This window comes from Paenibacillus sp. sgz302164, from assembly GCF_056120505.1.
On record NZ_JBVYOL010000009.1, the window covers coordinates 99,879 to 125,802 of the forward strand.

General features: G+C 48.1%; 19 protein-coding genes. 16 read left to right on the forward strand and 3 right to left on the reverse strand.

The features are described 5' to 3' along the window. Positions 1 to 20 precede the first annotated feature (20 nt). From AC0LWT_RS16585 to AC0LWT_RS16635, 11 genes are all read left to right on the forward strand, one after another. Positions 21 to 368: a winged helix-turn-helix transcriptional regulator gene (locus tag AC0LWT_RS16585; protein WP_474682372.1), complete on the forward strand. Its 348-nt coding sequence runs from the start codon at positions 21 to 23 to the stop codon at positions 366 to 368. Positions 369 to 978: 610 nt separating this feature from the next. Beyond that, positions 979 to 3,495 (forward strand): winged helix-turn-helix domain-containing protein, encoded by a 2,517-nt coding sequence (locus AC0LWT_RS16590; RefSeq protein ID WP_474682373.1) that lies wholly within the window; start codon positions 979 to 981, stop codon positions 3,493 to 3,495. A gap of 422 nt (positions 3,496 to 3,917) precedes the next feature. Beyond that, the gene (locus AC0LWT_RS16595; protein ID WP_474682374.1) at positions 3,918 to 8,192 is read left to right on the forward strand and encodes an S-layer homology domain-containing protein; all 4,275 of its coding nucleotides are present in this window, start codon (positions 3,918 to 3,920) and stop codon (positions 8,190 to 8,192) included. Between the two features lie 494 nt (positions 8,193 to 8,686). Next, entirely contained in the window at positions 8,687 to 9,115 is a 429-nt protein-coding gene (locus AC0LWT_RS16600) for a VOC family protein (protein WP_474682375.1), read from the forward strand. Positions 9,116 to 9,127: 12 nt separating this feature from the next. Continuing rightward, entirely contained in the window at positions 9,128 to 9,907 is a 780-nt protein-coding gene (locus AC0LWT_RS16605; protein ID WP_474682376.1) for a DNA alkylation repair protein, read from the forward strand. A 43-nt stretch (positions 9,908 to 9,950) separates the two neighbouring features. Beyond that, positions 9,951 to 10,535 carry a TetR/AcrR family transcriptional regulator gene (locus AC0LWT_RS16610; RefSeq protein ID WP_474682377.1) on the forward strand — a complete coding sequence of 195 codons (585 nt, stop codon included), beginning with the start codon at positions 9,951 to 9,953 and terminating at the stop codon, positions 10,533 to 10,535. Between the two features lie 350 nt (positions 10,536 to 10,885). Continuing rightward, positions 10,886 to 12,112, forward strand: coding sequence for a sensor histidine kinase (locus AC0LWT_RS16615; RefSeq protein WP_474682378.1), 1,227 nt, complete (start codon positions 10,886 to 10,888; stop codon positions 12,110 to 12,112). A 5-nt stretch (positions 12,113 to 12,117) separates the two neighbouring features. Beyond that, positions 12,118 to 15,153, forward strand: a complete 3,036-nt coding sequence (locus AC0LWT_RS16620; RefSeq protein ID WP_474682379.1) for a winged helix-turn-helix domain-containing protein — start codon at positions 12,118 to 12,120, stop codon at positions 15,151 to 15,153. Between the two features lie 236 nt (positions 15,154 to 15,389). Next, positions 15,390 to 16,409 carry a DJ-1/PfpI family protein gene (locus tag AC0LWT_RS16625; RefSeq protein ID WP_474682380.1) on the forward strand — a complete coding sequence of 340 codons (1,020 nt, stop codon included), beginning with the start codon at positions 15,390 to 15,392 and terminating at the stop codon, positions 16,407 to 16,409. Between the two features lie 112 nt (positions 16,410 to 16,521). After that, entirely contained in the window at positions 16,522 to 17,166 is a 645-nt protein-coding gene (locus AC0LWT_RS16630) for an NAD(P)-dependent oxidoreductase (RefSeq protein ID WP_474682381.1), read from the forward strand. Further along, entirely contained in the window at positions 17,163 to 17,972 is an 810-nt protein-coding gene (locus AC0LWT_RS16635) for an SDR family NAD(P)-dependent oxidoreductase (RefSeq protein WP_474682382.1), read from the forward strand. The genes AC0LWT_RS16630 and AC0LWT_RS16635 overlap by 4 nt, the downstream gene beginning before the upstream one ends. 22 nt (positions 17,973 to 17,994) lie before the next feature. Here the strand turns inward: AC0LWT_RS16635 and AC0LWT_RS16640 are convergent, their stop codons facing one another. Together AC0LWT_RS16640 and AC0LWT_RS16645 are read right to left on the reverse strand one after the other, a co-directional pair. Then, positions 17,995 to 18,111: an NAD(P)H-binding protein gene (locus AC0LWT_RS16640; protein ID WP_474682383.1), complete on the reverse strand. Its 117-nt coding sequence runs from the start codon at positions 18,109 to 18,111 to the stop codon at positions 17,995 to 17,997. A gap of 72 nt (positions 18,112 to 18,183) precedes the next feature. Beyond that, entirely contained in the window at positions 18,184 to 18,774 is a 591-nt protein-coding gene (locus AC0LWT_RS16645) for a DUF2306 domain-containing protein (RefSeq protein ID WP_474682384.1), read from the reverse strand. Between the two features lie 78 nt (positions 18,775 to 18,852). On the opposite strand from AC0LWT_RS16645, the gene AC0LWT_RS16650 reads away from it, so the two are divergent. Together AC0LWT_RS16650 and AC0LWT_RS16655 are read left to right on the forward strand one after the other, a co-directional pair. Further along, on the forward strand, positions 18,853 to 19,446 hold the full coding sequence (locus tag AC0LWT_RS16650) for a TetR/AcrR family transcriptional regulator (protein WP_474682385.1): 594 nt from the start codon (positions 18,853 to 18,855) through the stop codon (positions 19,444 to 19,446). A 191-nt stretch (positions 19,447 to 19,637) separates the two neighbouring features. Further along, the gene (locus AC0LWT_RS16655; protein WP_474682386.1) at positions 19,638 to 20,279 is read left to right on the forward strand and encodes a DJ-1/PfpI family protein; all 642 of its coding nucleotides are present in this window, start codon (positions 19,638 to 19,640) and stop codon (positions 20,277 to 20,279) included. A gap of 393 nt (positions 20,280 to 20,672) precedes the next feature. Here AC0LWT_RS16655 and AC0LWT_RS16660 read toward each other — a convergent pair whose 3' ends face one another. Further along, positions 20,673 to 22,025, reverse strand: a complete 1,353-nt coding sequence (locus AC0LWT_RS16660) for an MATE family efflux transporter (RefSeq protein ID WP_474682550.1) — start codon at positions 22,023 to 22,025, stop codon at positions 20,673 to 20,675. Between the two features lie 139 nt (positions 22,026 to 22,164). Between AC0LWT_RS16660 and AC0LWT_RS16665 the strand changes: the two genes are divergently transcribed. The 3 genes from AC0LWT_RS16665 (at position 22,165) to AC0LWT_RS16675 (ending at position 25,785) form a co-directional block, all read left to right on the forward strand. After that, positions 22,165 to 22,845 (forward strand): TetR/AcrR family transcriptional regulator, encoded by a 681-nt coding sequence (locus tag AC0LWT_RS16665; protein WP_474682387.1) that lies wholly within the window; start codon positions 22,165 to 22,167, stop codon positions 22,843 to 22,845. Between the two features lie 325 nt (positions 22,846 to 23,170). Next, on the forward strand, positions 23,171 to 23,629 hold the full coding sequence (locus AC0LWT_RS16670) for a MarR family winged helix-turn-helix transcriptional regulator (RefSeq protein WP_474682388.1): 459 nt from the start codon (positions 23,171 to 23,173) through the stop codon (positions 23,627 to 23,629). 311 nt (positions 23,630 to 23,940) lie between these two features. Then, positions 23,941 to 25,785, forward strand: coding sequence for a stalk domain-containing protein (locus tag AC0LWT_RS16675; RefSeq protein ID WP_474682389.1), 1,845 nt, complete (start codon positions 23,941 to 23,943; stop codon positions 25,783 to 25,785). The last annotated feature ends 139 nt before the right edge of the window (positions 25,786 to 25,924 follow it).

Sequence of the window (25,924 nt, forward strand, 5' to 3'; positions counted from 1 at the left end):
CAAACAAAGGGGGGTGAGGAATGAGAACGTACTACTGTACTCTTGAAGTCGCGATGAGTATCATTGGCGGGAAATGGAAACCACTCATTGTTTATCATTTAACAAAGGAATCCAGAAGAACAAGCGAGCTAAAGCGGATGATTCAGGGGATAACACAGAAAATGCTGATCCAGCAATTAAGAGAACTTGAAGAAGACGGAATCATTATCCGAAAAATATACAATCAAGTCCCGCCAAAAGTGGAGTATTCGGTTACAGAATTTGGAATGTCAATGGCACCGATCTTGCTTGCACTGTGCGAATGGGGAGAAAATTATTTAGAGGAAACCTTCGACAAAGGCGAATACCAAATTTTGAATAAATATTAATTGAACCAGTAAGATGGACATAGCTCCGCATGTACGAACGGGCTTTCGAGCTGATGGGGACCGATGTGGCGTTTGAATTCGGCTTGGAAGCTGATTCTGCTGGGGATTGAACAGGTGATAAAGGAGCAGATCGGGCATTGAAAGGTTGGCAATTATGCGCCGCGGCAGCTCCTTTTGCATTTTTAGCCGATAGACTCGTTAAGCTGAACCATACCATAAGCTGTTTGACGGGGGCCGAGGGCAGTTGGGCGCCGACGCGTAATTGAAGAGCCAGTAACTTCCGGCGATGGATGCAATCCGTCGCCGGTTTCCTGTTGCTGCGAGTTTTTAACAGCCGGTCACTCGGGTGGAGAAGGGGATGCGGGAGAAATGTTGAACCACTACAATTGGACAAGTTGGCTCATGCTAAGGACTTAAAAATTACCACATGCAGCAAAAATAAAAAAGCCTGGGAAATAAATTGTCGTTAACAGTTTATCTCCCAGGCTTTTATCCCTTCGTGACACAACCTACTCAAATCATACACAGATCTCTTTATTTAGCCACCCTTGATCAGAAATCATATATAATAAAGAATAGAGTTTAACAGCCAAATTCGAGGTGCCGATCCATGATTCTGAGTACCAAACTTCATATCCCGCAAACGCGGCGCGATGACCTTGTTGAGCGAGCGGCGATCACCGAGCTATTAAATAAAGGATTAATGAGCAAACTTACATCCGTAACGGCCCCCGGGGGGTACGGCAAAACAACAGCTTTGAGCCAGTGGCTGCAGCAGTCCGCCATACCTGCCGTATGGATTTCCTTGGGCCCTCAAGATAATGATCTGATTGAGTTTTGGAACTATACGATCGCTGCCGTCAATAGTAAGCACCCTCAATTTGCGGAAGCGGTCACCCCGTATTTGCCATCCTTAAAATCGGGAGCGTTTGAACCCTTCATCTCAGCCGTGATTCGCGAGCTCGACGGCTGCTCGGATGAATTGGTCATCGTTTGGGACGATTATCACGTGATTGATCTTGCCGCCATTCACGCGTCGGTAGCGTATTTTCTAGCCTATTTGCCCGCTCACATCCACCTCTATGTAACAAGCCGGGCTGAAATGCCTTTTCCTTCGGCAAGGCTGCAAATAACAGGCCAAATGGTGAAAATCACGATTCAGGAGCTGCGCTTTCAACTTGCAGAGGGAATTCGTTACTTTCAGGATTGCATGGGATTGCCGCTGCCGGGGGAAAAGATAGCTCTGTTGGTCGACCGCACGGAGGGATGGATTAGCGGACTGTATCTGGCGGCCATTTCGCTGCAAAGAAGCGGCAATTATTCAGATTTTATCCGTGCCTTTAGCGGGGAGCACCGCAGCATATCCGATTATCTGTTTCAGGAGGTTTTTAGTCTCCAGCCGAGCGAGATTCAGTCCTTTCTATTGGAAACATCGATTGTAGACAGGATCAACGGCTCGTTGTGCGAAGCGGTTACCGGACAAGCGAATTGTCAGGAGCTGCTGGAAATGCTGGAACAGCGCAATTTGTTCATTGTTTCATTGGACGATCAGCGGGAATGGTATCGCTATCATCATTTGTTTTCCGAGTTTTTGCGGAGGCTTTTCCGGCAGAGATATGCGGGACAGTCGAAGGCGTTGCATGTCAAGGCAGCCCATTGGCTGGAGGCGCACGGATTTCTGGAAGAAGCGGTAGAGCAACTGTTTGTGGACGGGCATTACCACGAAGCAAGTGCCCTGATCGAAAAGCACCTGCAAAGTCTTCATGCGAAGAGAGGGGTGCTGTATCGATGGTTGCGTGCTCTGCCGGAAGCCTGTTTTACGGGAAAGCCGCGCATACAGTTTCTGTATGTCAAAGTGATGGTGGAGACCAATGAACTGGAGCTGGCACAAGCGAGACTTCGCCTGATGGAGGACAAGCTGTCAGACCCGGAATGGAAACCTTACGCAGGAAACGTTCATTTTTTGTCCGCGGCTGTTTCGTTTTACCGAAGAGACTTTCGACGAGCGAATGAATATTTTGAGATATTTGATCGGCATACGCCGGGGGGCAGCTACATTCAGATGATTGAAGCGAACTCCTATTCGATGTATTTCGACACATTATTGAGCTTCTTCGATGATTTGCATGATGCGGAAAGATTCTTTTATAAATGGATCAAAGTATGGGAAGATAGAGACAATTACCCCTACGCTGGCTTTTTCTACAATACGTACAGTTTGCTGTTATATGAATGGAACCGCTTGGAAGAGGCTGAAGTTTATGCGGAGAGGGTACTGAAGTCAACGTGCATGCAGCCCTATGCCCTTATTCTGTTAAGCGCTACTATCAATGCTGTGCGGATCTGTCAGGCCAAAGGAGATTCGGCCAAAGCGTTTGAATGGCTGGAGGGGGTTAAACCTAAGATCGATTCCGTGGATAAAAGAATGTTTATGAGGAGAATAGAAGCGGAGAAGGCAAATTTATCACTTGCGAACGGTGCTTTCGATGAGGGTTGGCTGCAAACATGCGGCATCAAGCATACCGATACGATCCCGCCCGGTCCAATCAAAGAATATCTGTATTTGGCAAGTGCGCTTATGGAACAGGGGGAAATTGATGAAGCTTTGCAACTGCTGGAACAATTGTACCGGCTTGCCGATCAGGCTGATCGGACCTGGGATAAGGTTAAGGTGGCTATCCTGCAAAGCATGGCTTTTTATCGAAAAGATGATATGACGAACGCTGTCATGAAGCTGGAGGCGGCACTCCAATTGGCGGAACCGGGGAAATACATCCGCAGTTTCGTGGATGAAGGGGCCAAGATGGCGGAGCTGTTGCGTGAATATATCGGGCAAAGGCAGATCAACGCTAACCGCAAGTCTACGAGCCTGCGCTACGCCAGGGAATTGCTTCTGCTGATGTCCGATTCTGGGCATGAGACTGGAAGCTCGGGAGCCCTGCTCACGAAACAGGAATTAAAAATACTTCGGATGATTGACATGGGGCTATCCAATAAACAGATCGCCGAGCAGCTTGAAATCACAGCCGAAACGGTCAAGAGCCATCTGAAAAGTATGTTTAGAAAACTTCATGTGAACAGCAGAGAACAGGCACTGAAGCAAGGAAAAGAATTCCAATGGCTGTAGCGAGCCAGTTATCGCAATTCAAGAAAAGCATGATTATACAATACATATTGGCACCGTGTATATCCCCCAATATTTTAACGTCTCTCCCCCATCAATGGGGGATTTTTTTGTTGGGACGAAAGTCATAGAATTGGGGAGAAAGTGGCATTAATCGACAAGCGGGGCCAGGAAAATATCGGTATTTGTCGGCCCAAGTAATCTTGTATCGCTACATCGTCGGTTGCAATCATAATGACAAATGAAGAGGTGTATACGAATTTATGAAGCTATCTACATCAGGACTCAAGATGTGGTTTTCCCGACCTGGGAGGATCGTTCTGGCATGTCTGCTCGCCTTCATGCTCATTCCATTCATGGGGGGAGGCAAGGCTGCCTATGCGAATTCGCCAACGTCGTCGACTTGGCCAGTGGTGGGACAAACTGTGCAACCGTCCAACGTGCAAACTTTGTTCAAAGTGGGCGGCACGGTGTATGCAGGGACGGGGAACTTCAACAATGATGTATGGCAGAACACGAATGGCACTTGGACGCAGATGGAAGGCTCACCGGCAGGTGTGCGAACCTTTCTTGTTGATGCGGACGGCACGTTGTATGCGGGTTCTTGGGGTGACGGCGTGTCGACGTACACGGCCAGTGACGGTTGGAAACAGATGAGCGGCTCGCCGGGCAATGTGTATTCCTTAATCGATGTAAACGGCACGCTATATGCGGGGGCTTCTAGTGGCATTAACAACAGTAAAGATGTATGGACTTACGACACTACTGCGACTACGCCTGCATGGACACAGATGACGACCAGCAATACGCCGACTGACGTGCAAGCCTTAATTCATGTAAATGGCACACTATATGCAGGGACGTTAAGCAATGGCATTTGGGCGTACAGTAACGGGGCATGGACGCCGATGAGCAGCACGCCAAGTGGGCCTAACACGTTAACAAATGTAGTTTCTTTAGTTGATGTCAACGGCACACTGTACGCGGCGACTTTCGGCGGAACCCACACTGTCTGGACGTACAGTGGCAGTACATGGACGCCTATTTCCAATTCGCCGCGTTATGCGCGAACCTTGCTCAATGTGGGCGGCACGTTGTATGTAGGGACTGGTTCCACCTCCGATGATATGTGGACATGTACGAGCACTTCATGTACGCAAATGTTCGGATCTCCGGGCAACATATATGCTATGCTTGATGACAACGGGACGTTGTATGCAGGGACGAAAAACGGAAACAAAGACGTGTGGACGTACAGGAATGGCGCGTGGACACAAATGGGTGTTTTGCCAGGCAATACGAACACTTTGCTGAATGTCAATGGCACGCTGTATGCAGGGACAAATGATGACACTAAAGCCGTGTGGGCGTACACGGCCAGTGGTGGATGGACACGGATGAGCGGCTCGCCGGGCTATGTGTATGCCTTGATCGATGTCAATGGTAAGCTATATGCAGGGACTTCTAATGATGACACTGACCATGACGTATGGATTTATGACACGACCGTGAATACGCCCGTATGGACGCAGATGACGAGCAGTCTTGCGCCGAGCAATGTGTATGCCTTGCTCAATGTGGGCGGTACGCTGTATGCGGGGACGAATAACGGCAGCAATGACATATGGACTTATGATACTACCGCGACTTCGCCCGAATGGACGCAGATGACGGCAGGCAGTGTACCAATGTTTGTAAATGCCTTGGTCAATGTGAATGGTACGTTGTATGCGGGAACAGGGGGCAGTGGGAACGACGTTTGGACGTATGACTTGAACGTGGCTACGCCCGAATGGACCCGTATGACGATCAGCCATACGCCGAAAAATGTGCATACTTTGCTTAATATGAACAGTAAGCTATATGCGGGAACTGCTAACGGTGAAGGCGATGACGTATGGATCTACGATACGACCTCGGCTACACCCGAATGGACCAGGGTGGCGGGCAGTAATAATGCGCCGAGTACTGTGAATGCCCTACTCGAGGTGAACGGTACGCTGTATGCCGGGACGGATAACGGCAATAACGACGTATGGTCGTACAGCAACGGCGAATGGGAACAGGTAAGTGGTTCGCCGAGTCAACTGAATTCTCTCCTGGAGGCAAACGGCAAGCTATATGCAGCGGGACTGTACGGTGTATATCAACTGACCTCTCCCGGAGCACCTGCGAATTTGCAATCCAGCAGCACGACAGCTACATCGACTACGCTATCCTGGGATGCCGTATCAGGAGCGACTGGCTATCACCTCTACAAGGATGGAGGCAATACGGCGATTGCCACTGTGACTGGCGCCACTTATACGGTGAGCGGGCTGGCACCGAACAGTTCCTATACGTTTGCGGTGAGCGCATTCAATGCGGCCGGTGAATCGGCGAAGAGCGATGCGGTACCTGTTCAGACATTGAGCACAGCGAGCACAGCCGCAACACTGACCTCGACGATAGGCACGGTAAGCACAGGCGGAACCGCGAATGAAAGTATCACGAACATTCCATACGGCACAACGTTAGCTACGCTCAAGGCAGCGATCACCCCGGCAGCGAATGCAACGTTTGAAGTATATGATGCAGATGGAACAACTGTAGCGACTACTTTGGCAACGAGCAAGAAGGTCATTGTTACCGCACAGGACGGGATCACGAAGGTAACTTATACGGTAACAGTGAACGTAAGCACAGCCGCAACACTGACCTCGACGATAGGCACGGTAAGCACAGGCGGAACAGCGAATGAAAGTATCACGAACATTCCATACGGCACAACGTTAGCTACGCTCAAGGCAGCGATCACCCCAGCAGCGAATGCAACGTTTGAAGTATATGATGCAGATGGAACAACTGTAGCGACTACTTTGGCAACGGGTAAGAAGGTCATTGTTACTGCACAGGACGGGACCACGAAGGTAACGTATACGGTAACGGTGGGCTTAAGCACAGCCGCAACGCTGACCTCGACGATAGGCACGGTAAGCACAGGCGGAACAGCGAATGAAAGTATCACGAACATTCCATACGGCACAACGTTAGCTACGCTCAAGGCAGCGATCACCCCGGCAGCGAATGCAACGTTTGAAGTATATGATGCAGATGGAACAACTGTAGCGACTACTTTGGCAACGGGTAAGAAGGTCATTGTTACTGCACAGGATGGAACAACGAAGGTAACGTATACGGTAACGGTGAGGACCGTAACGGAGATTCCTGCGTATACGGTGACGTATAACGGCAACGGCGCTATATCTGGCAACGCGCCAACTGATAGTGGCTCATATGCGCAAGGAGTTACCGTTTCGGTTTATGGGAACACCAGGAATTTGGTGAAGACGGGCTATACGTTCGCAGGCTGGAATACGGAAGCGGATGGACGCGGAACGAGCTATACCGAAGGGTCGTCTTTCATCATGGGCACGTCCAACGTGACACTATACACAACGTGGACGATCAACACGTATACTGTCAGCTTCAAAAGTAACGGCGGTTCAGCGGTGGGCAGCCAGCCAGCGAACTATAACAGTAAGGCGACAAAACCAACTGATCCTACGAGAAGCGGGTACACGTTCGGCGGGTGGTACAGCGACAGCGGGTTGACGGCACTGTTCAATTTCACCATTCCGATCACGGCAGATACGACCCTGTATGCAAAGTGGACGGCCAACAACACGGGCGGCTCTTCTAGCAATGGCGGCACTCCATCATTAACGTCCTCAAACAATACAGTGATCTCGACAGACGGTACGCTAACGCTTCCCATCGGTAAATCTGGTGAGGTTAGTCTGGGCGATGATGTCAAAATTATAATTCCTGCCGGTACGTCTGGAAAAGAATTGAAAATAACGATAGAAAAAGTGGCAGACACACAAAAGCTGCTTAAAAGCAAGGATGTTCTGGTCAGCCCGGTATTCGAAATTCTAAAAAACTTTCCGGAAAACTTCAATCAGGAAATCACAATGACTTTTACCTTCGATCCGAAAAGGTTAAAGGGCAATCAAAAACCTTCTGTATTTTTCTACGACGAAATAAAGAAGATATGGGTGGAAGTCGGCGGCGAGGTAAAAGGAAATACTATCACCATAAAAGTTAACCACTTTACGAAATATGCGGTATTCGCTGAAGATAAAGTTCCAACAGTGCCAACACCAGGAACGCAACCAACAATTAGCTTTAGCGACATCGCTGGACACTGGGCTGAGGCGAGCATCAAGAAAGCGATCAGCATTGGCATCGTTGGCGGCTACCCAGACGGTACATTCAAGCCTGATAAAACCGTAACGCGCGCGGAATTTGCGGTGATGCTGATGAATGCACTCAAACCGCAAGGAGAGGGAGCGGCGCTGGTGTTCACGGATAAGGCGAAGATTGGCGCGTGGGCGCAGAAAGCTGTCACGCAAGCGGTACAAGCGGGCATCATTACAGGCTATGAAGACAGCACTTTCCGACCGGACGCCGAAATTTCACGTTCGGAGATGGCAGTGATGATCGCAAAAGCGCTGGGACAGTCCGTTGAAGCTGCAACGGCAACAGGCTTTGCGGATGACAGAGACATTCCGGACTGGGCGAAAGGTGCAGTTGGGGCCATGAAAAAGCTGAGTATGATCGAAGGTAAAGGCGCGAATGCATTTGCTCCGGGCGATAAAACGACAAGAGCAGAGTCAGTAACGGTGCTGCTGAAAATGTTGGCGCAAAAGGGCAAGTAAAGGAAAATCAAACAAGGCTGCTTTGAAGTCAATTTCAAAGCAGCCTTGTTTTTGTGTAAAAGGGAAAAATATTGAGCGCCGCGGTGCAGAAAATCATAAAGCTGCTGTGAAGTTTGACCCGCCAGCAGATTTTACGCGTCCCGTGTGGGGTGCCGGCAGCTTCCGGTCCGAATTGGCTAAGCTGGAACAGCATTATTCCGTATTTTTGTTGGAGGAGGCTTGGGAATCCTATCAGGCGGCGGCTGAAAAAGTCTGCTCACAACTCGGGAATTACGCCCACTATGCTTCTAATCGATTAATTTTCCACACAAGAAGTTCATCGAATAATCCCTTCTCGGCATCCCGCTGTAATCGTTGCAGGGCTACCAAAGGTTCAGTTTGCATACAGAGAGTGAAACAGACGGGGCTAGCAAAGCAGTTAGACCGAGGCCACTTTACATACATACAGTATGTATGTTAAATTGGGTACTATCATAACCGAGAGGGGTATTATTATGAAAGTATCCAGTTGTTATCCCGTCATTTTAACAGATCAAGTTATTCCCACGGCAGCATTTTACAAGGATCACTTTGGATTCAATAAGATGTTTGAGGCGGACTGGTATATCAGCTTGAAAATGCCCGGCAATGACATACCGTACGAATTGGCTATTCTTGACGCCTCCCATCCGACCATTCCCGACGCATACCGGACAAAAGTAAGAGGGCTGATTCTTAACTTCGAAGTGGACGATGTTGATGCTGAATACGAACGTCTCATTAGGGGAGCCAAGCTACCACTGGAGCTCGATATCCGGAGCGAGGATTTTGGACAGCGGCATTTCATTACCTCCGATCCCAACGGGGTATTGATCGATATCATTACTGTCATCCCACCTTCAAACGATTTTAGTACCCAATATTCCGAAGAGATATGGAAATAAGGGAATACTTGCATGGGAGCACATGTACCTTTGAAGAACTATTTTGGAGGGGAGCTGGCTGTACGGCTAGCCAGTCTAATCAAGCCCTACTACTCGGGTTTCCCAGTCGACAGTTTTGTAAATGCAGTAGCGGAACAGACAGAACCACTTGAGTTGAAAGCAAGGGTCCGGTTGATCGCCGGGGAGCTGCATAGCGCATTACCGCTGGATTATCCTGATCAATTGGATATCTTATTAAAAATCCTTGGCCCGGAGAATGAAAGTGAGCAGGGGATGTTCACCGAGGGTTACTTCCTGATGCCGATCGCCTATTTCGTGGAACAATATGGTCTTAATCATTTCCGGATTTCCATGGACGCGTTGTACGAGATTACAAAACGCCATACCTCGGAATATGCCATCCGCCCATATCTGCTCCGCTATTCGGAGGAATGTCTTGAAACATTATCCACTTGGGCTTTCGATCCTAATTTTCATGTGCGTCGTTTAGTCAGTGAAGGGACTCGTCCTCGTCTTCCATGGGCAAAGCGAATGGAAGTGTTGAATGGTGATCCCGTGCGAAATCTTTCTTTACTTGAGCCATTGCTGGATGACGGTTCGGACTATGTCAGAAGGTCAGTAGCGAATCATTTGAATGATCTGACAAAGGATTACAAGCAGATCACAATAAATTGGATGGCTAACAAGCTGAGTGCCGGGTGGAAGCATGGCCAGAGCATGGTTGGCCACGCTTTAAGATCGTCAGCGAAGTCCGGAGATCCAGATGCGTTGGCTATGTTAGATGAGCTATAGGAAATTGGGATGCAAAGTAATGCGAATGGAGAACTAGTCGATTATGAAAAGAAATAAAGCAGCGACTGCGGAAACGATTCATAAGCTGCTCGATGTCGCCAGAACCCATTTTACCGAATACGGTTATGCGGATGCGGCACTGGAATCGATCGTTCATGAGGCGAATCTGACACGGGGAGCGGTCTATCATCATTTTCGCAGCAAGAAGGAATTGTTTCGAATCGTACTTGAAGATGTCCAGCGAGAGGTTGCCGAAAGGGTGGAGCAAGAGGCATCGGCAAGTGAAGATGTATGGCAGCAGCTCTACTTAGGTTGCCGCGCATTCATTATGGCTGCTGTTGAAGAGCGAAATAGGCGTATTATGCTAATCGACGGCCCTGCAATTCTTGGCTGGGAAGTATGGAGGGAGATGGATAAAAACCATTCCATGCGTTTATTGAGGGAGCAGCTTGGAATCATGCACGACCATGGATACTTTCGGATGGTTCCCCTTGATGCAATGACCCATTTTATTTCGGGTGGTTTGAATGAGACGGCGCTTTGGATTGCCAACGAGTCCTTGCAGCCTAATGCTCTGGATGAGACTATGAAGGTACTTGGCGTATTCTTGGAAGTACTAAAACAATGACGATTCACTCATCTGAAGCGATGAAGTTAGGGGGCGGTCATATTAATCGGGTTAGGAGCTTGTCGCGCCGCGGCAGCTCCTTTCGCATTTTTCGCCGATAGACCCGTTAGGCTGAACCGTATATGTTCATCCTCCTAGAGACGGGTTCTAGGGGGACTTTTGTGTGACAAAATACGACAATGTTTTCCATAATCGTGGTATGATTGTGGTAAGTGTTTCGCTGGAGGCAGGGCCGCATCGTGAGGGTGGGGCTGTAAGCACGAAGAAGTCGCAGGCGCAGATACTGTCCAGCAGCCCGTGGCTTGTTCGGAATGGCTTACATTAATTTGGACGAAGGTGATACAGTCATTATGAATTTGGAGATCATGAAGGATTTCTTGCTGCAGCTTGCGCTGATAACAACGTTAATATTCACCTTCGAAGTATTTTTGGCGGAAAAATCCAAATTACATCATTACGCAGCGATCATTCAGACGGTGTTGTGGGGATTGTCGATCCTATTGTGCATGTCCTTCCCTACCTATATACCCTCCGGTATTCGCATGGATATACGAATCGTTCCCTTGCTGCTTGGGACCTTGTATGGCGGCTGGAGAACGGGTGTCAGTTTATCCGCGCTAGTCATCCTGTACCGGATTTATATTGGAGTTGATTCCGGCGTTTATTCGACCATCCTGACTTTGCTCATTAGCATGACGGCAATCCTATACGCCCAACCCTTTTTTGCCGCGGCGGGGAAAAACAAAAGACTGCTCCTGGCGCTGATCCTGTCTTTTTGCTATTGCCTGGTCGGTGGCGTAACAAGGGTCTGGATGAACGGATTTTCGCTCCATTTTTTTCAGGCCCAGGTTATATATACGATCGTTTCCGTCGCATCTGTGCTGTTTTTCGTATATATCAAAGAAATGATAAAAGAAGTAACGGAAAAAAACCGGCAATTGCAGGCCGAGGCGAGAGATGCGGAAATCGCCTTTCTGCGTTCCCAGATTAAACCTCATTTCCTCTACAATACGCTGAATTCCATTGCTGTATTGTGTATCAAGGAACCTCGTAAGGCTGAGGAATTGACGCTTGAGTTTTCGCAATATTTGCGGAAAAGCTTCGACTTCAAACAACTGGATTCCCTGACCACGATAGAAAATGAACTGGAGCTCGTCAAAGCGTATCTCAATATCGAAAAGGTGCGTTTTGGCGCCAGATTGTTTGTCGAGTTCGATGTAACCGCCAATCCGGATACTCGGATTCCCCCGTTGATCTTGCAGCCGCTGGTGGAAAATGCCGTAAGGCATGGTCTGATGTCCAATTTGCGCGGGGGAACTGTTAAAATAGCGATGAAGACTGAAGCGGACGGCGCAGTCAGCTTTGTGATTGAGGACAATGGCTGCGGCATGAGTGAAAGACAGGTGGAGGATATTCTGTGCTCGAACGCGGGTAAGAAAGGCGTCGGGTTATGGAACATAAGTCAACGGCTCAAACTACTATATGGACAAAACATTCGAATTGAAAGTGCGGTAGGAACAGGCACAAAGGTGATTTTCGATATTCCTGCATACACGGCCAAGCAGAATGGAGGATGAAGCGGATGCTGCGAGCGATGATCGTGGATGATGAAGAATTAGCGGTGGAACGTCTGGAAATGGTATTATCCGAAATCGGCGGGATTGAAATTTGCCATACCTCGCTGAACCCGTGGGAAGCTTATGAATATGCGAAGGCCAATCCGCTGGATATCGCATTTCTGGATATTTCCATGCCGGAAATTAACGGGATGAGGTTATCGAGCCTTCTGTTTGAGCTTGACGCTTCCATAGATGTGGTCTTTGTAACCGGATATGACCATTATGCGGTTCAAGCTTTTGATATGAACGCATTGGACTACCTGATGAAACCCGTAACCGTCAAGCGAATGACACAAACGCTTGCCAAGGTCCGCAAAAAACAGCATATCGCCGTACATGTACCTCCCTTGAGAAAGCCGGGAAATGCCGCTTCGCGGGAAGAAGGTCATCTCCCTCGAATGATACCAGCGAAGCAGGAACGGAGTTCTGCAGAAGGAGTCCAGGCGATTCCAAGCACGAAGCTTCACGTCCCTCATGTGCGTAAAGCGCTGGTATCCCGGCCGCAGCTCATACGGAAGCTGAATGAAGGGATGGAGAGCAAGCTAACGCTGCTTTCCGCGCAGGCCGGTTACGGGAAAACGACAGCGTTAAGCGAATGGGTCAGACAAAGCGGGGCACTTACGGCCTGGCTCTCGCTGGATAAGAGTGATAATGATTATATTCAGTTTTGGAGCTGCATCACCGCTTCCATTCAGGAGAGGGTTCCGGGTTTTGGCCAAACGGTGATCCATGCTCTTGAGAAAGAATCTTCCGTGTATTTGGAGCATACAATCCCTGCATTGCTGAATGAGCTTCATCGTTTACCCAGCGAATTGGCTATTGTTATCGACGATTATCATTTCATTGAACTTCCTGAAATTCACCGTTCCTTATACGATCTGCTTGAACGCTTGCCGTCCTATATTCATCTTTATATCGCAAGCCGTACCGAATTGGCCATACCTACGTCCAGTCTTTTGGCAAAAGGCGAATGCAACCAGATTCTCGTGTACGATCTGCGGTTTCAATTGGATGAGGGGATTGTCTTTTTTCGCGATACGGCCGACTTATTGCTGACCAAAGAGCAGGTGACAGAGCTTTTTGATCAAACCGAAGGTTGGGTCAGCGGCTTGCAGCTAGCGGCAATCTCGCTAAAGCAGAGCGAGAACATAGCCGAGACGATTCATCGGTTTGGCGGCCAGCAGCGTCATATATCCGATTATTTGCTCGGAGAAGTGCTTCGTTATCAATCGGAGCCTGATCTTGCTTTTTTATTGCAAACGTCCGTCCTGAACCGTATGAACGACTCCTTATGTCAGGCTGTAACAGGTCAATCGAACAGCCAAGAGCAATTGGAACGATTAGAGAAGCTGAATTTGTTTATTATTCCGCTGGATGAGCATAGAAACTGGTATCGGTATCACCATTTGCTTGCCGACTTTTTGCAGCAGTTATTGTTCAAGAAAGACAGGCGAGAGTGGATGCAGGCGCATCATCGGGCGGCCGTATGGCTGGAGGACTACGGATTTGACGTAGAGGCGGTAGAGCATTATATAGAAGGAGAACAGTTTCCAGATGCCGTGCGGATCATTGAGAAAAATCTTCATACGTTAGTGCAATCAAAAAGCGTCGCACTCCATAGATGGGTCTCGAAGCTGCCGGAGAATGCCTTTGCGGACAAGCCGATGATTGAAATGTTCTATATATCGGTATTGCTGGGCGTTGGAGAATGGGAAGCCGCTTTCCGAAGAGTGGGTCAAGCGACAGTGCGTTTTCAAGGGATGCGGGATCAATGGGGCGACGCCGAATGGAACAAGGCGCTAGGAAATATTTACTTTTTCTGTTCGATTATCTCCTATCTTCAGAAGGACCTGGCGCGTACATCTGAATATTTCGAGCTGGCGGAACGCCATATGCCGGAAGGCAGCTTCTTTCAAACAATGGGGCGCAACAGGTATCAGGGATATGATTCGTTTGACGATCATTTGGCGTTTATCAACGATCTGCATGCGGGTTATGCCTTCCTGTCCAAATGGATTGCCGTATGGGAAAACAAAGAAAACTATCCTTTTGTCGGTCTTTTGTATGCTTCTTACAGCAAGCTGCTGTATGAGTGGAACCGGCTGGAAGAAGCGGATCGGTACGCGAGTCGGGCGATAGCGCGTCAGGATATTAAGCCCTTTGCGCGGATTATGATTCATAACGTGATCAGCGCTTCGCGGATTCAGCAGGCTCTGGGCAACCCGGGCCGGGCTTCGGAGCTGCTTGAGCAGTTGAAGGCGCAGATCGATTCTCCCGACTATGAATTATTTATGCGAAATATCGAAGCGGAACAAGCGTGTCTGTCTCTGCGCCAAGGATCTCATTCCTATGCGCTTGAGTGGCTGCAAAGATGCGGTTTGTCGCATACGGATGAAGTTTCGCTCTATCGGGTGCAAGAGCATCTCGTTGTGGCGAGAGTGCTTGCAGCGTGCGGGAGGCTGGAAGACGCGCTGTATTTACTGGAACGGTTGAATCAATTGTTAAGCAAGGAGGAGCGTCTCCGGGATCGCATCAAGGGGCTTATCCTGCAAAGCGTCATACTTCGGCGGTTAGACCGAATAGAGGCGGCGTTCGCTCAATTGGAGATGGCTTTGCAGCTCTCGGAACCGGAAGGGTACATCCGCAGCTTCATGGATGAAGGGACCGGCATGGAGGAGCTGCTGGCAGGCTACCTCAAGCTGCGGCAAGGAAGCGGGCTTAAACATCCCCGCCCGGTTTCTGCGGCTTATGTCAAGCAGCTTCTTCAAGCTCTGCGTGCCGTCCCTGATGCGGAACAACAACCGCACAACCTGACCTTGCAGGAAATAAGGATTATGCAGTTGATCAGCCAAGGCTTGTCGAACAAGGAAATTGCCCGTCGTCTTCACATTACAGGTGAAACCGTAAAGTCCCATATCAAAAATGTGTATAAAAAGATGGAGGTGGGCAACCGGGTGCAGGCGCTGCAGCGCGCTGCGGAATGGATGATACTCGGTTGATCTCCCTTTTTTTTCAGCTATTTCCCCCATTCGGGGGATTTTTTTATCCAGATATTGTTGTACACCGAAGAGAAGAGAACAAAAAGGCTGTTATTATCGTACTCCGTGTAGATGTTGAAAAGCAGTCATATTTTTAAAGGAAATTTGATGATTAGCATGTTATAATTAAAACGAACCGGACGGTCCGGTCCTAGTGATTCGGTTTGATTAAAAAAATTATTAAGAGAGGTGTAAAAATGAACATTCAAGTCGTTTTATTTGATGGGTTTGATTTATTAGATGTCGTTGCCCCCTATGAAGTATTTGTTACAGCGAGCCAATTAACTAAAGAGGAAATTAACGTTCGGTTTGTAAGTGTCGATGGCCACAATTTAATTCGAAGTGGGGTTAATAATTACCCTATGGAAGTTGAAGGAAAGTTAGATCTTTCAAAGAAGGGAATTATTTTATTGCCAGGTGCGGCAGGGTCGTTAATAGAGGGAGATCCCGATTCCATTCCAATGAAATTGAAAAATGCTTCTGAAACAGAGTTGGGAGAACTTATAAAAAAAGCCATAAACGACCCGGAAATTTTAGTGACATCGGTATGTGGCGGTTCTATGCTGATGGCAATGACAGGTGTACTAGAAGGCAGGAACGTTGTTACACATCATATGGGAATGGATTTACTATCCGCAAGTGGCGCAAATGCTGTCCATGCTAGAGTTGTGGACGATGGAGATTTAATTACTGGCGCAGGAGTAACATCTGGCTTAGATCTTGCAATTTATGTTGTTGAAAGAGAGTTTGGTCCAAGGATCGCTCATGAAGTGGAAAAATTATTCCAGTATGAGAAACGAGGAACTGTTTGGAAGAATTCGGGCGCCTTACCTGTTGATTATCATTCGAATGCAGGCGAGGATGAGGTGGAATCCAACCATCAGATGGGTGAGAGCAACAAGCATCAATCAGAAATTGATGGCATTTGGAAAGTTGAAATCTCGACTGCGATTGGTAAAATTCATGTGACCTATGATTTAAAGGTGAGAGACAATAAACTTCATGGCACGGCTACTGCAGACGATGATGAAACAGATGTTTCTATCTTAGAAGATACAGAGATTATCGGAAACAGATTGAAGTGGAAGCAACAAGTGAAGAAACCCATGAAATTAAACCTTAATTTTGATGTGACAATTAACGGTAATACCCTAGAAGGTAAAGCAAAGACAGGTATGATTTCTTCGAAATTGTCGGGTAAGCGAGTATCTCCATAAACAAGTATTCTTAGGTGGATGGGGCTTAGATTGTAAGCCTCTTCTAATCTAATGCGGTAGCAAAAGCAAATAAAAGCTACGATAACTTTTAAATAAGAAGGAGAAGATTCAAGTGAAACTATTAGTGGTAGGTGCAAACGGAGGCATAGGTAGGCTTATTGTTAACCAAGCCCTATCTGATAAACATGAAGTGACTGCTTTTGTACGAAGAACGAATGGGCTTGAACTAAGTCACTCCAATTTAAAGGTTGTAATCGGCAATATATTGGAAGAGCAACATAAATTACAGGATGCTATGAGGGGACATGATGCGGTTATTTCTGCGTTAGGAAACGGATTGGTTGTAAAGGGTAATGGAGGAAAGATTTTAAATCGTGCAATGAGTTCGGTCGTGCAAGCTATGAACGTTAATAATATAAAACGATTATCGCTGTTGATGAGCTATGGCGCAGGTGAATCATTAAGCTATGCAAACATTTTCATTAAATTACTAGGCTATACCTTTTTTCGTAAAGATTTTGCTGATTTGAGCGCAGCGGAAAAAGTTGTGGTCGAAAGTAATCTCGAGTGGACTATTGCATATTTTGGATCTTTAACTGATGAAACCGATAAAAATAAATATGTCGCTTCGTCTTCTCTAAAGACGCCTTCCAAATTGACGATCTCTCGTTCATGTGTTGCAGATTTTGTCCTCACCTCAGTTACTGATCGAAAGTTTATTAAGCAGCGTGCTGTCCTATGTGGGAGGAACGGATGACCTTATTAAAAGGAAAAATTATTGTTGTGACTGGTGCAAGTTCAGGCGTTGGTGCTGCTGCGGCTAGAAAATTATTTGAATGCGGAGCTCACGTTATACCGGTGGGGAGATCAATCCAACGAACGGAGAGGATAGCCAAGGAGTTAGGCGTCAAGCCATACACTGCTGACTTTACTGATCTAAACAGTGTAAGGAGTCTAGCCAATCAACTTCTAAATGATTTTTCAAGAATCGATGTATTGGCGAATAATGCAGGAGGAATTCCTACAGAGAGTGGATTAACCGTGGATGGCAATGAACCTATTTTTCAAGTGAATACATTGTCTCCATTTCTACTGACCCTGATGTTAACCCCACATTTGAAAAAAAATGGACGGGTCGTGAATACCTCCTCTCGTTCTCATAAAGGAGCGTCCATAAACAAGAGAGATTGGCAAAGGACGAATGGGTTGCGGTCTCATGCGATTTATGCTCGAAGCAAACTTATTACTGGGATGTTGTTCAGGGAGTACCACAGACGATATTCAATTGAGTTTGCGGACTTTCACCCTGGACTCATCAGCTCTGATTTTGGTCGATATATGGGTTTTTACGCGAAAATTTTAAAGATAGTCTTTTCGCCATTGCTTGCAACACCAGAAAAGGGAGCAGAAACATTAGTTTATTTGGCAGAAACGAGTACGAAACTTAATGGCGATTATTATGTACGGAAACAAAAAGCACAAGGGAACAGAATGCTTGACGATCCTACTTTATCAGCGTGGTTATGGGACGAGTGCAAGCAAAGGATAGGAAAACTTTTATGAATTACATGACTTATGCAGTTGACTAGTAGAAAGCTCCTTGCTTGCGAACGAACGTCGTCACCTGGTGGCCGTTCGCAAGCGCTTGCTGGACCATCTGTCTGCCGACCCCTCCGTTTGCGCCCACGATAAAGAGCCTCATAAGCGTTTAACCTCCTCTGTACGTTGCACATAGCGTTGTTTCGTCACCGGGACCGTCCGATCCGAAGGTCGGTCAAGTCAGCCACTTCTTGCGAAGCGCGATTTCGGCCAGCACTAAATTGAGCGACAAGCTGCCCCATACGGCGAGCGCATACGAAGCTTCGTGCGACAGATGGAGGCCGTGTTCGCCAAGCATCAGCAGAAGATGAATGATCAGATTCGCATAGGTGAGGAAAAAGCTGCGTGTGATCCAGCGCGTATGCTGCGTGACATTCTTTCGGCGAATATGGATGTAGCCGAGCCAGGTCGTTACCAGCCAGAGGCCGCTCAGCACGAGGAAACCTACCACCGTCAGACTTCCCGGGACAAACCAGGCCATGTACAACCCCGGAATCACATTAAGCAGAATCGAAAGGACATAAATACGTCCATTCCATCTGTGCCAGGCGATCGCTTTTTGCCTGATGGCACGAATGGCGCCGACCGGCCCCGTAATCAGCGCGATGACAGCCAGAACGATGTGCGCCCGGAGCATGAATGTCCAGAGCGGACGATCGGCCGTAAAAGCGTCTCTGGCGGCGAGCAATTGGTTGAAACCCGGATCCGATACGAAATTTTTGGTCACCGTATGAGCGACCCACATGAACGAAACGACAGCGAACACAATAGACAACTTTGGGCGATTTGTGACAATATATAAGGAACCCCCCGCCGCCGATCGCATGATGAAGGAGGAAGAAGCATGAGGAAACCAGACGAAATACGGGAAAAGATCATAGACCATGCCTTGCATTTGTTTAATACACGAGGGATCGCTCAAACATCGATTCAGGAAATTATGCAGGCAACCAGCTTGCCTAAAGGGGCGATTTATCGACGGTTTGAAACCAAGGAATCGATTGTACTGGCTGCCTTCGAGAGGGCTGGGCAGATTTTGCAGGAGTTCTTCGTGCAAGCGGAACGCGAGGGGAGGACGACCTTCGACAAACTCCTGAAAATCTCGGCGATTTATCAGGATGCCGTAGACAACCCTCCGATTCCTGGCGGTTGTCCGTTGCTGAATACGGCAGTGGAGAGCGACGGAACATTTCCCGAGCTTCAACAGAAGGTGGCTGTTGCCTACGGCGGCATGGTCCGGTTCGTGCAGTCCATCATCGAGCAGGGCATTCGAAATGGGGAGTTTCGTTCGGGCACGGATGCCGCCGACTTGGCTTCCTTCCTGATCGATTCGATGGAAGGAGCCATCATGGCGAGCCGGCTGACGGGCAGCAACGAACCCATTCAACGAAATATGAAATACATGGAGAGATTGTTGAGAAGCTATATGATTCAGTAAATGGATTTGAAGCGGGAGTTCTTATCAAAGCGATAAGCGGCATCCATAAAGGATGTTGCTTTTCCATTTTCATCGGTTCACAAAACATACACAGAAAGTGTATGGCGAAGGGAAAAAATCTAGGGTACAATTGGTTATGGGTACGGACCGGACGGTCCGGTCCTAATATTCGCAGTAAGGAGATGGAGACCTTGAAAATCCAAGTGGTATTGTTTGAAGGTTTCGATATGTTGGATGTGATCGCACCGTTTGAAGTGCTGGGAGGTGCTTCACTGCTGGCCACAGGAGAAGCTCCCGTCCAATTCGTATCGGCAGAAGGCAAAAGAAAAGTAAAAAGCGGGTTGTATGGGATGGAGCTTGAAGCTACGGCGCAACTGGATCCGAATGAAGCGGGCATTATCGTGGTACCGGGAGGCGCGGGAGATATGCAAGGGGACGGGCCCGGCTCTATCTTCGCGTGGCTGAAGCAAGCTTCCGAATCCGCACTTAAACCCTTGATGCAGCAAGCGATGGCCAACCCCGCCATGATCGTGGCGACGGTATGCGGCGGTTCGACGCTCCTTGGCATGATGGGTCTTCTGCAGGGCAGACACGCAGTCACGCACCATCTCGGAATGGATGCACTACCATCTTTGGGGGCCATCCCTGTTCGCGCTCGCGTCGTAGATGACGGAAATTTGGTGTCCAGCGGCGGAGTGACCTCGGGTATCGATCTTGCGATGTACTTGGCGGAACGGAATTGGGGTTCCCGAATCTCCACCGAATTGGAGAGCATTTTTGAGCACGAACGTCGAGGCACCGTTTGGAAGAAGGAGCAGTCAATAGCTGGTTAAGGGTTTAATATACACTGCATAAGCTCAAAACTGAGGTATGACTTCGAAGCTGAGATGGATTGATTTGCGTTCTATCCATGTGTTGCGTCCCGGCTCCGTGCGGATTTGAGCACTTTTTCCACTGTGTCGAGAAGTAACCTATCTGTTCCGCTACAGGAGTTGGTGACAGAGTATTTGCGGGTAAAGATAAAGGATTCAACAAATCTGTTCAATTTCGCTCTATAGATGGTACTCCTTGAGGCGTGTACTTGCGGCGAACCCGAACTCACTGTTTGGCCTGTTACTGAGAACTGTATCGCAAGTGCGGGTGAGTCCTATTCCCCGTCCACGTACCTAAAAAAGGCAGGATCGGGGGAGTGCTCTTATCCTGCCTTCTTGCGTGTTATATATATTCTACTGCACTAAATTATCCAATTCCGGCTGCAATTTGTTCCGCAGAATATACAGCATGATGGCTCCAACAAGGAACGCGACGGCATCCGCAATGACGAGCGACCAGACCACCCCGTAGAAGCCGTTCATTCGATTGGCGATATACAACACAGGAATTAGAGTAATTCCTTGAATAACAGACATAATAAACGCGGCGGTTCCTTGCGCTGTTGCTTGGAAAATCCCCGTAAACAACGTGGTCATTCCTGTAATGAACAAGGATAAGAACGTCACATGCAGAATGTAGCTGCCCATTTCAATTAATTGCGGGTCATTCGTAAATAAACCAATCAAGTGGTCGGAAATCAGATAGACGATGACGCCGAACACGACGGCTAACGCCACAATCACTTTGATCGTGAATCCAATGGTAATCTTCATGCGCAATTTATTCGCCGTAAAAGAGAAGGCAATGAGCGGCACGACTCCCTCGCATAAGCCCATCAGAATAAATTCAGGAAATTGCAATAAACGCGATGATATTCCGTAAGCCGCTACTGCCTGATCCCCATATTCGACCAGAAAACGGTTAAAGATGAGCGACATTGCACCCAAGAAGATACTCATAATAAAGACGGGAACTCCGATTTTGAATACATTGCTCAGAATGTCCTTGGTAGCCTTGAACCATTTTATGGAGACGGTTAAGAATTGGCTCTTATATCTCATATGGAAGGCGTAGAATATGCTCGCAACCAAGTTAGAAAGGACCGCAGCAGACGCAACCCCGATCACACCCCAATGGAAGACGAAGATAACTAGCGCATCGAGAATAATATTTACGACAACACTGAGAATCATACCGATCATCGACGTGATTGCTGCTCCCTCCGAGCGTACGATAATCTCCAGCGTGAAGAATAATACGACGAATGGTGAACCCATAAGCATAATCGTGACATAGTCCTTCGTAAATCCGAAGGAGTCAGGCGTTGCCCCCAGGCCATGGAGGATTGGATCGATCAACGGGAGGCCGACGGCCATCACAATAAGACCGAGAACTAAACTGCTGTAAAAAGCGAATGAAGACACATGCTTTACATCATCATATTTTTTCTCTCCCAGCAAACGGGAGATGAATGCACCGCTACCGATGCCAATCAAGTTGCCTAGCGCCATAATGACCGAAAATAACGGCATGGTGAGTGCGAGTGCGGTTAAGACGGCAGTATTGCCCAGTGTACCAAGGAAATAGGCATTCAAGATGGAATAGATGACACCCATTGACGAGCCTAGCATCATCGGTACAGCGAAGTGAGCTACGGCTTTTGCGACCGGTGCTTTTTCAAAGTAATGGAGGTTTTCTGCATCCATGCGGGTCACTACTTTCTTCATTTATTTTTGGCCTTCTGCCTAACGGTGTTAGATTGAACCTTACAGTGTAAGATGATATCATGAACTTATGAACCTGTAAAGCATAAACTTACACTGTTAGATAAAAGGGTGGATACCGATGAAAAAGCAGCAGCCTCAGATATCGGAGGATAAGATTCTTGAAGCCTCGTGGGAGCTTCTGGGGGAGGAGGGCATCGAGAAATTCAGCCTGAGACGATTGGCCGACCGGCTTGGGATTCAGGCTCCCTCTCTGTACTGGTACTTCAAGAGCAAGCAGAATCTCTACCAGCGTCTGGCCAACCAGGTATCGAAAATCATTCTGGAGGAGTTCCAATCCGAGGGGGACTGGAAGGAGCAATTGACGGGGCTTGCGGTAACGGTAAGGAGTGTGCTCAGCCGGTATCCCTGCTCCACGCAGCTCATGATGATGACGCTGCCCCACGAGCCGGATATCATCCGGTTCACCAACCGTATGCTGCTCTGTGTGGAATCGACGCCGCTTGAGCAAGAGCAGAAAATGCAAGTGGTTACTACGCTTGTGAACTATGTATTCTACTTCGTTCTAGACGATTATCAGCATGAGCGTAATGTCTCCGCTATCCTTAAGGACCAGGAAGCGCATCCGGGAGAGGAGATGATTCGCCTTCTGGATTCCATGAGCGAGACGGAAGCGGGGCTGTTCCGGAGGATGTTCACGAACGGGCTGTTCGAGCTGATGGGGACCGACAGGGCGTTTGAGTTCGGCTTGAAGCTGATTCTGTTGGGGATTGAGCAGGTGATAAAGGAGCAGGAGAAGTAGAATGTAAAAAACCGCTCATCCGGTTATTGGATGGGCGGCTTCGATGGGGCATGCTATGCAGGCTTGATCATAGCCCCCGGATCGGGCATTGAAAGGTTGGCAATTATGCACCGCGGCAGCTCCTCTTGCATTTTTCGCAGGAAGAGCATGGCGGCATATGTGCTTTAGCTAAACGGCTGCCAGTTAAATGGAGAACGCAGCCCATAGCGAATGGGGGGGCGCTCTTCATTTTTTTATGGAATGATCATGACGGGAAAGCTTGCGTTGACAAAATTAAAAACCGAAAATATAATGTAGACATCTACATGAATCCGAGGAGAAACCTATGCAAAGTATTTTCGACATGTACCCCTATAGTTTATACATTAAGCTTATCGCACAAAAGGTTCGGGAAATCATCGACCAACTTCTGGCGGATCATGGTTTGAATGCCTCGCAGGCGATTCTTTTGAGTCACATTCATCAATCCTTAGAAGAGCATATGGAGATCAACCGGAAGTATCTTGAAAAAACAATGGCTTTAAGCGGTCCGTCTGTGACAAACTTATTGAACGGTCTGGAGAAGGCCGGATTTATCACACGCAATAGCAACCCTGTCGACGGACGTAACCTCCGTATCGATGTAACGGCCAAAGCCAAACAATTTCTGAATGAGCGGAGTGATGCCTTCTCGAAATCTGAAGAACTGATCACTCAAGGGATGTCAGATGCCGAAAAAGCCATGTTTGTCTCTCTGCTGACCCGTGCTTTTGAAAACGTCGAACAGCACCTGTCAAAGCGATGAATTTGCTATGATTCGCTTATTTTTTTAAATAAATGAGTAGATGGCTACATGTAACGTGAAATACAATTTGCCGTGAATATTCCTAGTGCATTCCCGGCGCCATCCTAAAATAATCCCGCGCATTTCCTAATCATGACTCATGAACCCGGAGTACTGCCGCGATAAAATGAATGAGTAAGTAAATTGATGACACGGAGGTTATTGGAATAAGCAAAGTCCGCAATAAAAGCACAACTGGCGGTTGGCCCAAAACCGGAGGCGAAGCCGAAGGGATAATCTGTGCGAAGCATTTTTGAAAAAGGAGATATAAAATGATGAGATTCGGTAAAGGAAAACAAATTACGGGAATATCACTTCTTCTGGCAGGCTGTCTCGCGTTCACTGGGATTGCGGGCGCCTTCGGAGAAACGCCGCCTGAAGGCGTAAAGATTAAGGAATTCAGTCTGCTGGATACGGCTTCTGACGTAGTCGGTCCCGTGGATTTCACGCCGGAGGGAAAAAAGGATGGCCATTTCAGGCTGTTGCTTAGCCTCAATAAGAAAACAACGATTAATGCCGTGGTGCTGCGTTCCACCGATGACTATGGCAAGGATAATTATCAGGGTGTATGGAGAACAAATCGTGTGACCACCGGCTGGCTGCTGGGCATCGTACAGGAAAAGACGGTAACAACGGGAAGCGGCACCACCCATGAAAGCATGGTTGTGAATCCAGGCTTCCGGAAGGATGTAAAAGAACCTGTCGGGGAGTTTGAGGGCGACCTCACTTTCGACCTGTACGCGAGCGACAACGGTACGATCAAGGAAACGCAATCCTACGTGTTAGAAATCGAAACACCGCAAGGTACGGTTGCTTCCAAGCCAATCAAATATAAGAAACCGACGACGTCGGAAGGGACGCCAGCTCCTCTACCAAGTCCAACATCGTCACCCGCGCCTAACCCAACGCCGACGCCAGTGCCTGGCCCTGTTCAGACGCCGGTCCCTGCATCTTCGGATGGATCAAAAGATATTGCGATCCATGTATTCTTCAAAGGGAACGAACTCCATTTTGACGAGGCGCAGCCGACTGTGATAGACGGTCGAACGCTTGTCCCGTTCCGTCAGTTGTTTGAAACCTTAGGCTTTTCGGTAAAATGGGTGGAAGAAGGAACTGTCCGCAAAGCGATCGGAACAAAGGATGGGCATTCCATTGAATTGACGATCGGTAGCACAAATGCAATTGTAAATGGAAAAGGGGTTACTCTAGACGTACCCGCACAGATCATTGGCGGTCGCACAATGGTACCTTTACGCTTCGTATCGGAGAGCAGCGGATATCACGTGGCCTTCTCCAGCAGCGGCAGTGTGTGGACCATTCAGATCGAGGACGCCGCCCCAGGCACAACCGATCCGCAATCGGGGGAACCGTCCCCGGCTCCAACACCGACTCCGATACCGGAACCTGAACCTGAACCTGAACCGACCCCCGTACCATCCGCAGGGGAAGCTGAGCCTTATGTGGTTAAAGGCTTTTTACGTAACGCGCAAGGCAATCCAATACCTGGGGTTACAATTAATGCAGATAACCAATTGTTTTCTGATAGCAACTTGCAAGCTGTGACTGATGGGAATGGGTTTTATCGGATCGAATTGGCGCAGCTCCCCACGACTTGGATAATGTCTACATCTTTCTTGCGCGAATACAACGGCAAGGAACAAAGATTTTATTTAAGATCGGACGTCGATCAGCCATTTGCCGGAAGTTCAGGGGCTATTCGCAATTTTACCTTGAAAGACGTCGTAGGGCACATTGAAATCAATCCCGATTTTTGGTCGTTTGACGACAATTTGCCACAATTCAAAATGGAAGACTTGGAAGTTACGCTTACGCCTGTTGGACCATTATTTGACGGAAGTGTCGGCAAAATGATAACGACACGTGCAGACGCACTCCCAACAGGTGGTCACGGTGTGGATAAAATACCGCTCGGCCGATACAAAATATCTGCTATCTGGAAGCCGGATGGCCATGTTCCAATGCCTATGTTGTTACGGATTACAGGTAAAGGCAATTTTGCTCAGTCCCTTGAATTCGATTTTCATAATCCGCTTGGTGCGCCATCCATATTTCTAAACCAATTTGATGCCAAACTCGACAATCAAACGGGGAAATAGTCGCAGAATATGCGCAGTTGCGGTAAGAGGCAAAGCCCGACGCAATCTATCTCAAAATAGAGAGCGTTTTGCGAAACAAGCTAGCGAACTAGATATCGGAGAACGTTAACTGAATAAAGAGTTTAAGCTTGAATCATTG

Coding starts and splice junctions, on each gene's coding strand:
- AC0LWT_RS16585 (WP_474682372.1), top strand. CDS start 21: ATGAGAACGTACTACTGTACTCTTGAAGTCGCGATGAGTATCATTGGC.
- AC0LWT_RS16590 (WP_474682373.1), top strand. CDS start 979: ATGATTCTGAGTACCAAACTTCATATCCCGCAAACGCGGCGCGATGAC.
- AC0LWT_RS16600 (WP_474682375.1), top strand. CDS start 8,687: ATGAAAGTATCCAGTTGTTATCCCGTCATTTTAACAGATCAAGTTATT.
- AC0LWT_RS16605 (WP_474682376.1), top strand. CDS start 9,128: ATGGGAGCACATGTACCTTTGAAGAACTATTTTGGAGGGGAGCTGGCT.
- AC0LWT_RS16610 (WP_474682377.1), top strand. CDS start 9,951: ATGAAAAGAAATAAAGCAGCGACTGCGGAAACGATTCATAAGCTGCTC.
- AC0LWT_RS16615 (WP_474682378.1), top strand. CDS start 10,886: ATGAATTTGGAGATCATGAAGGATTTCTTGCTGCAGCTTGCGCTGATA.
- AC0LWT_RS16620 (WP_474682379.1), top strand. CDS start 12,118: ATGCTGCGAGCGATGATCGTGGATGATGAAGAATTAGCGGTGGAACGT.
- AC0LWT_RS16625 (WP_474682380.1), top strand. CDS start 15,390: ATGAACATTCAAGTCGTTTTATTTGATGGGTTTGATTTATTAGATGTC.
- AC0LWT_RS16635 (WP_474682382.1), top strand. CDS start 17,163: ATGACCTTATTAAAAGGAAAAATTATTGTTGTGACTGGTGCAAGTTCA.
- AC0LWT_RS16640 (WP_474682383.1), bottom strand. CDS start 18,111: ATGAGGCTCTTTATCGTGGGCGCAAACGGAGGGGTCGGCAGACAGATG.
- AC0LWT_RS16650 (WP_474682385.1), top strand. CDS start 18,853: ATGAGGAAACCAGACGAAATACGGGAAAAGATCATAGACCATGCCTTG.
- AC0LWT_RS16660 (WP_474682550.1), bottom strand. CDS start 22,025: ATGGATGCAGAAAACCTCCATTACTTTGAAAAAGCACCGGTCGCAAAA.
- AC0LWT_RS16665 (WP_474682387.1), top strand. CDS start 22,165: ATGAAAAAGCAGCAGCCTCAGATATCGGAGGATAAGATTCTTGAAGCC.
- AC0LWT_RS16670 (WP_474682388.1), top strand. CDS start 23,171: ATGCAAAGTATTTTCGACATGTACCCCTATAGTTTATACATTAAGCTT.
- AC0LWT_RS16675 (WP_474682389.1), top strand. CDS start 23,941: ATGATGAGATTCGGTAAAGGAAAACAAATTACGGGAATATCACTTCTT.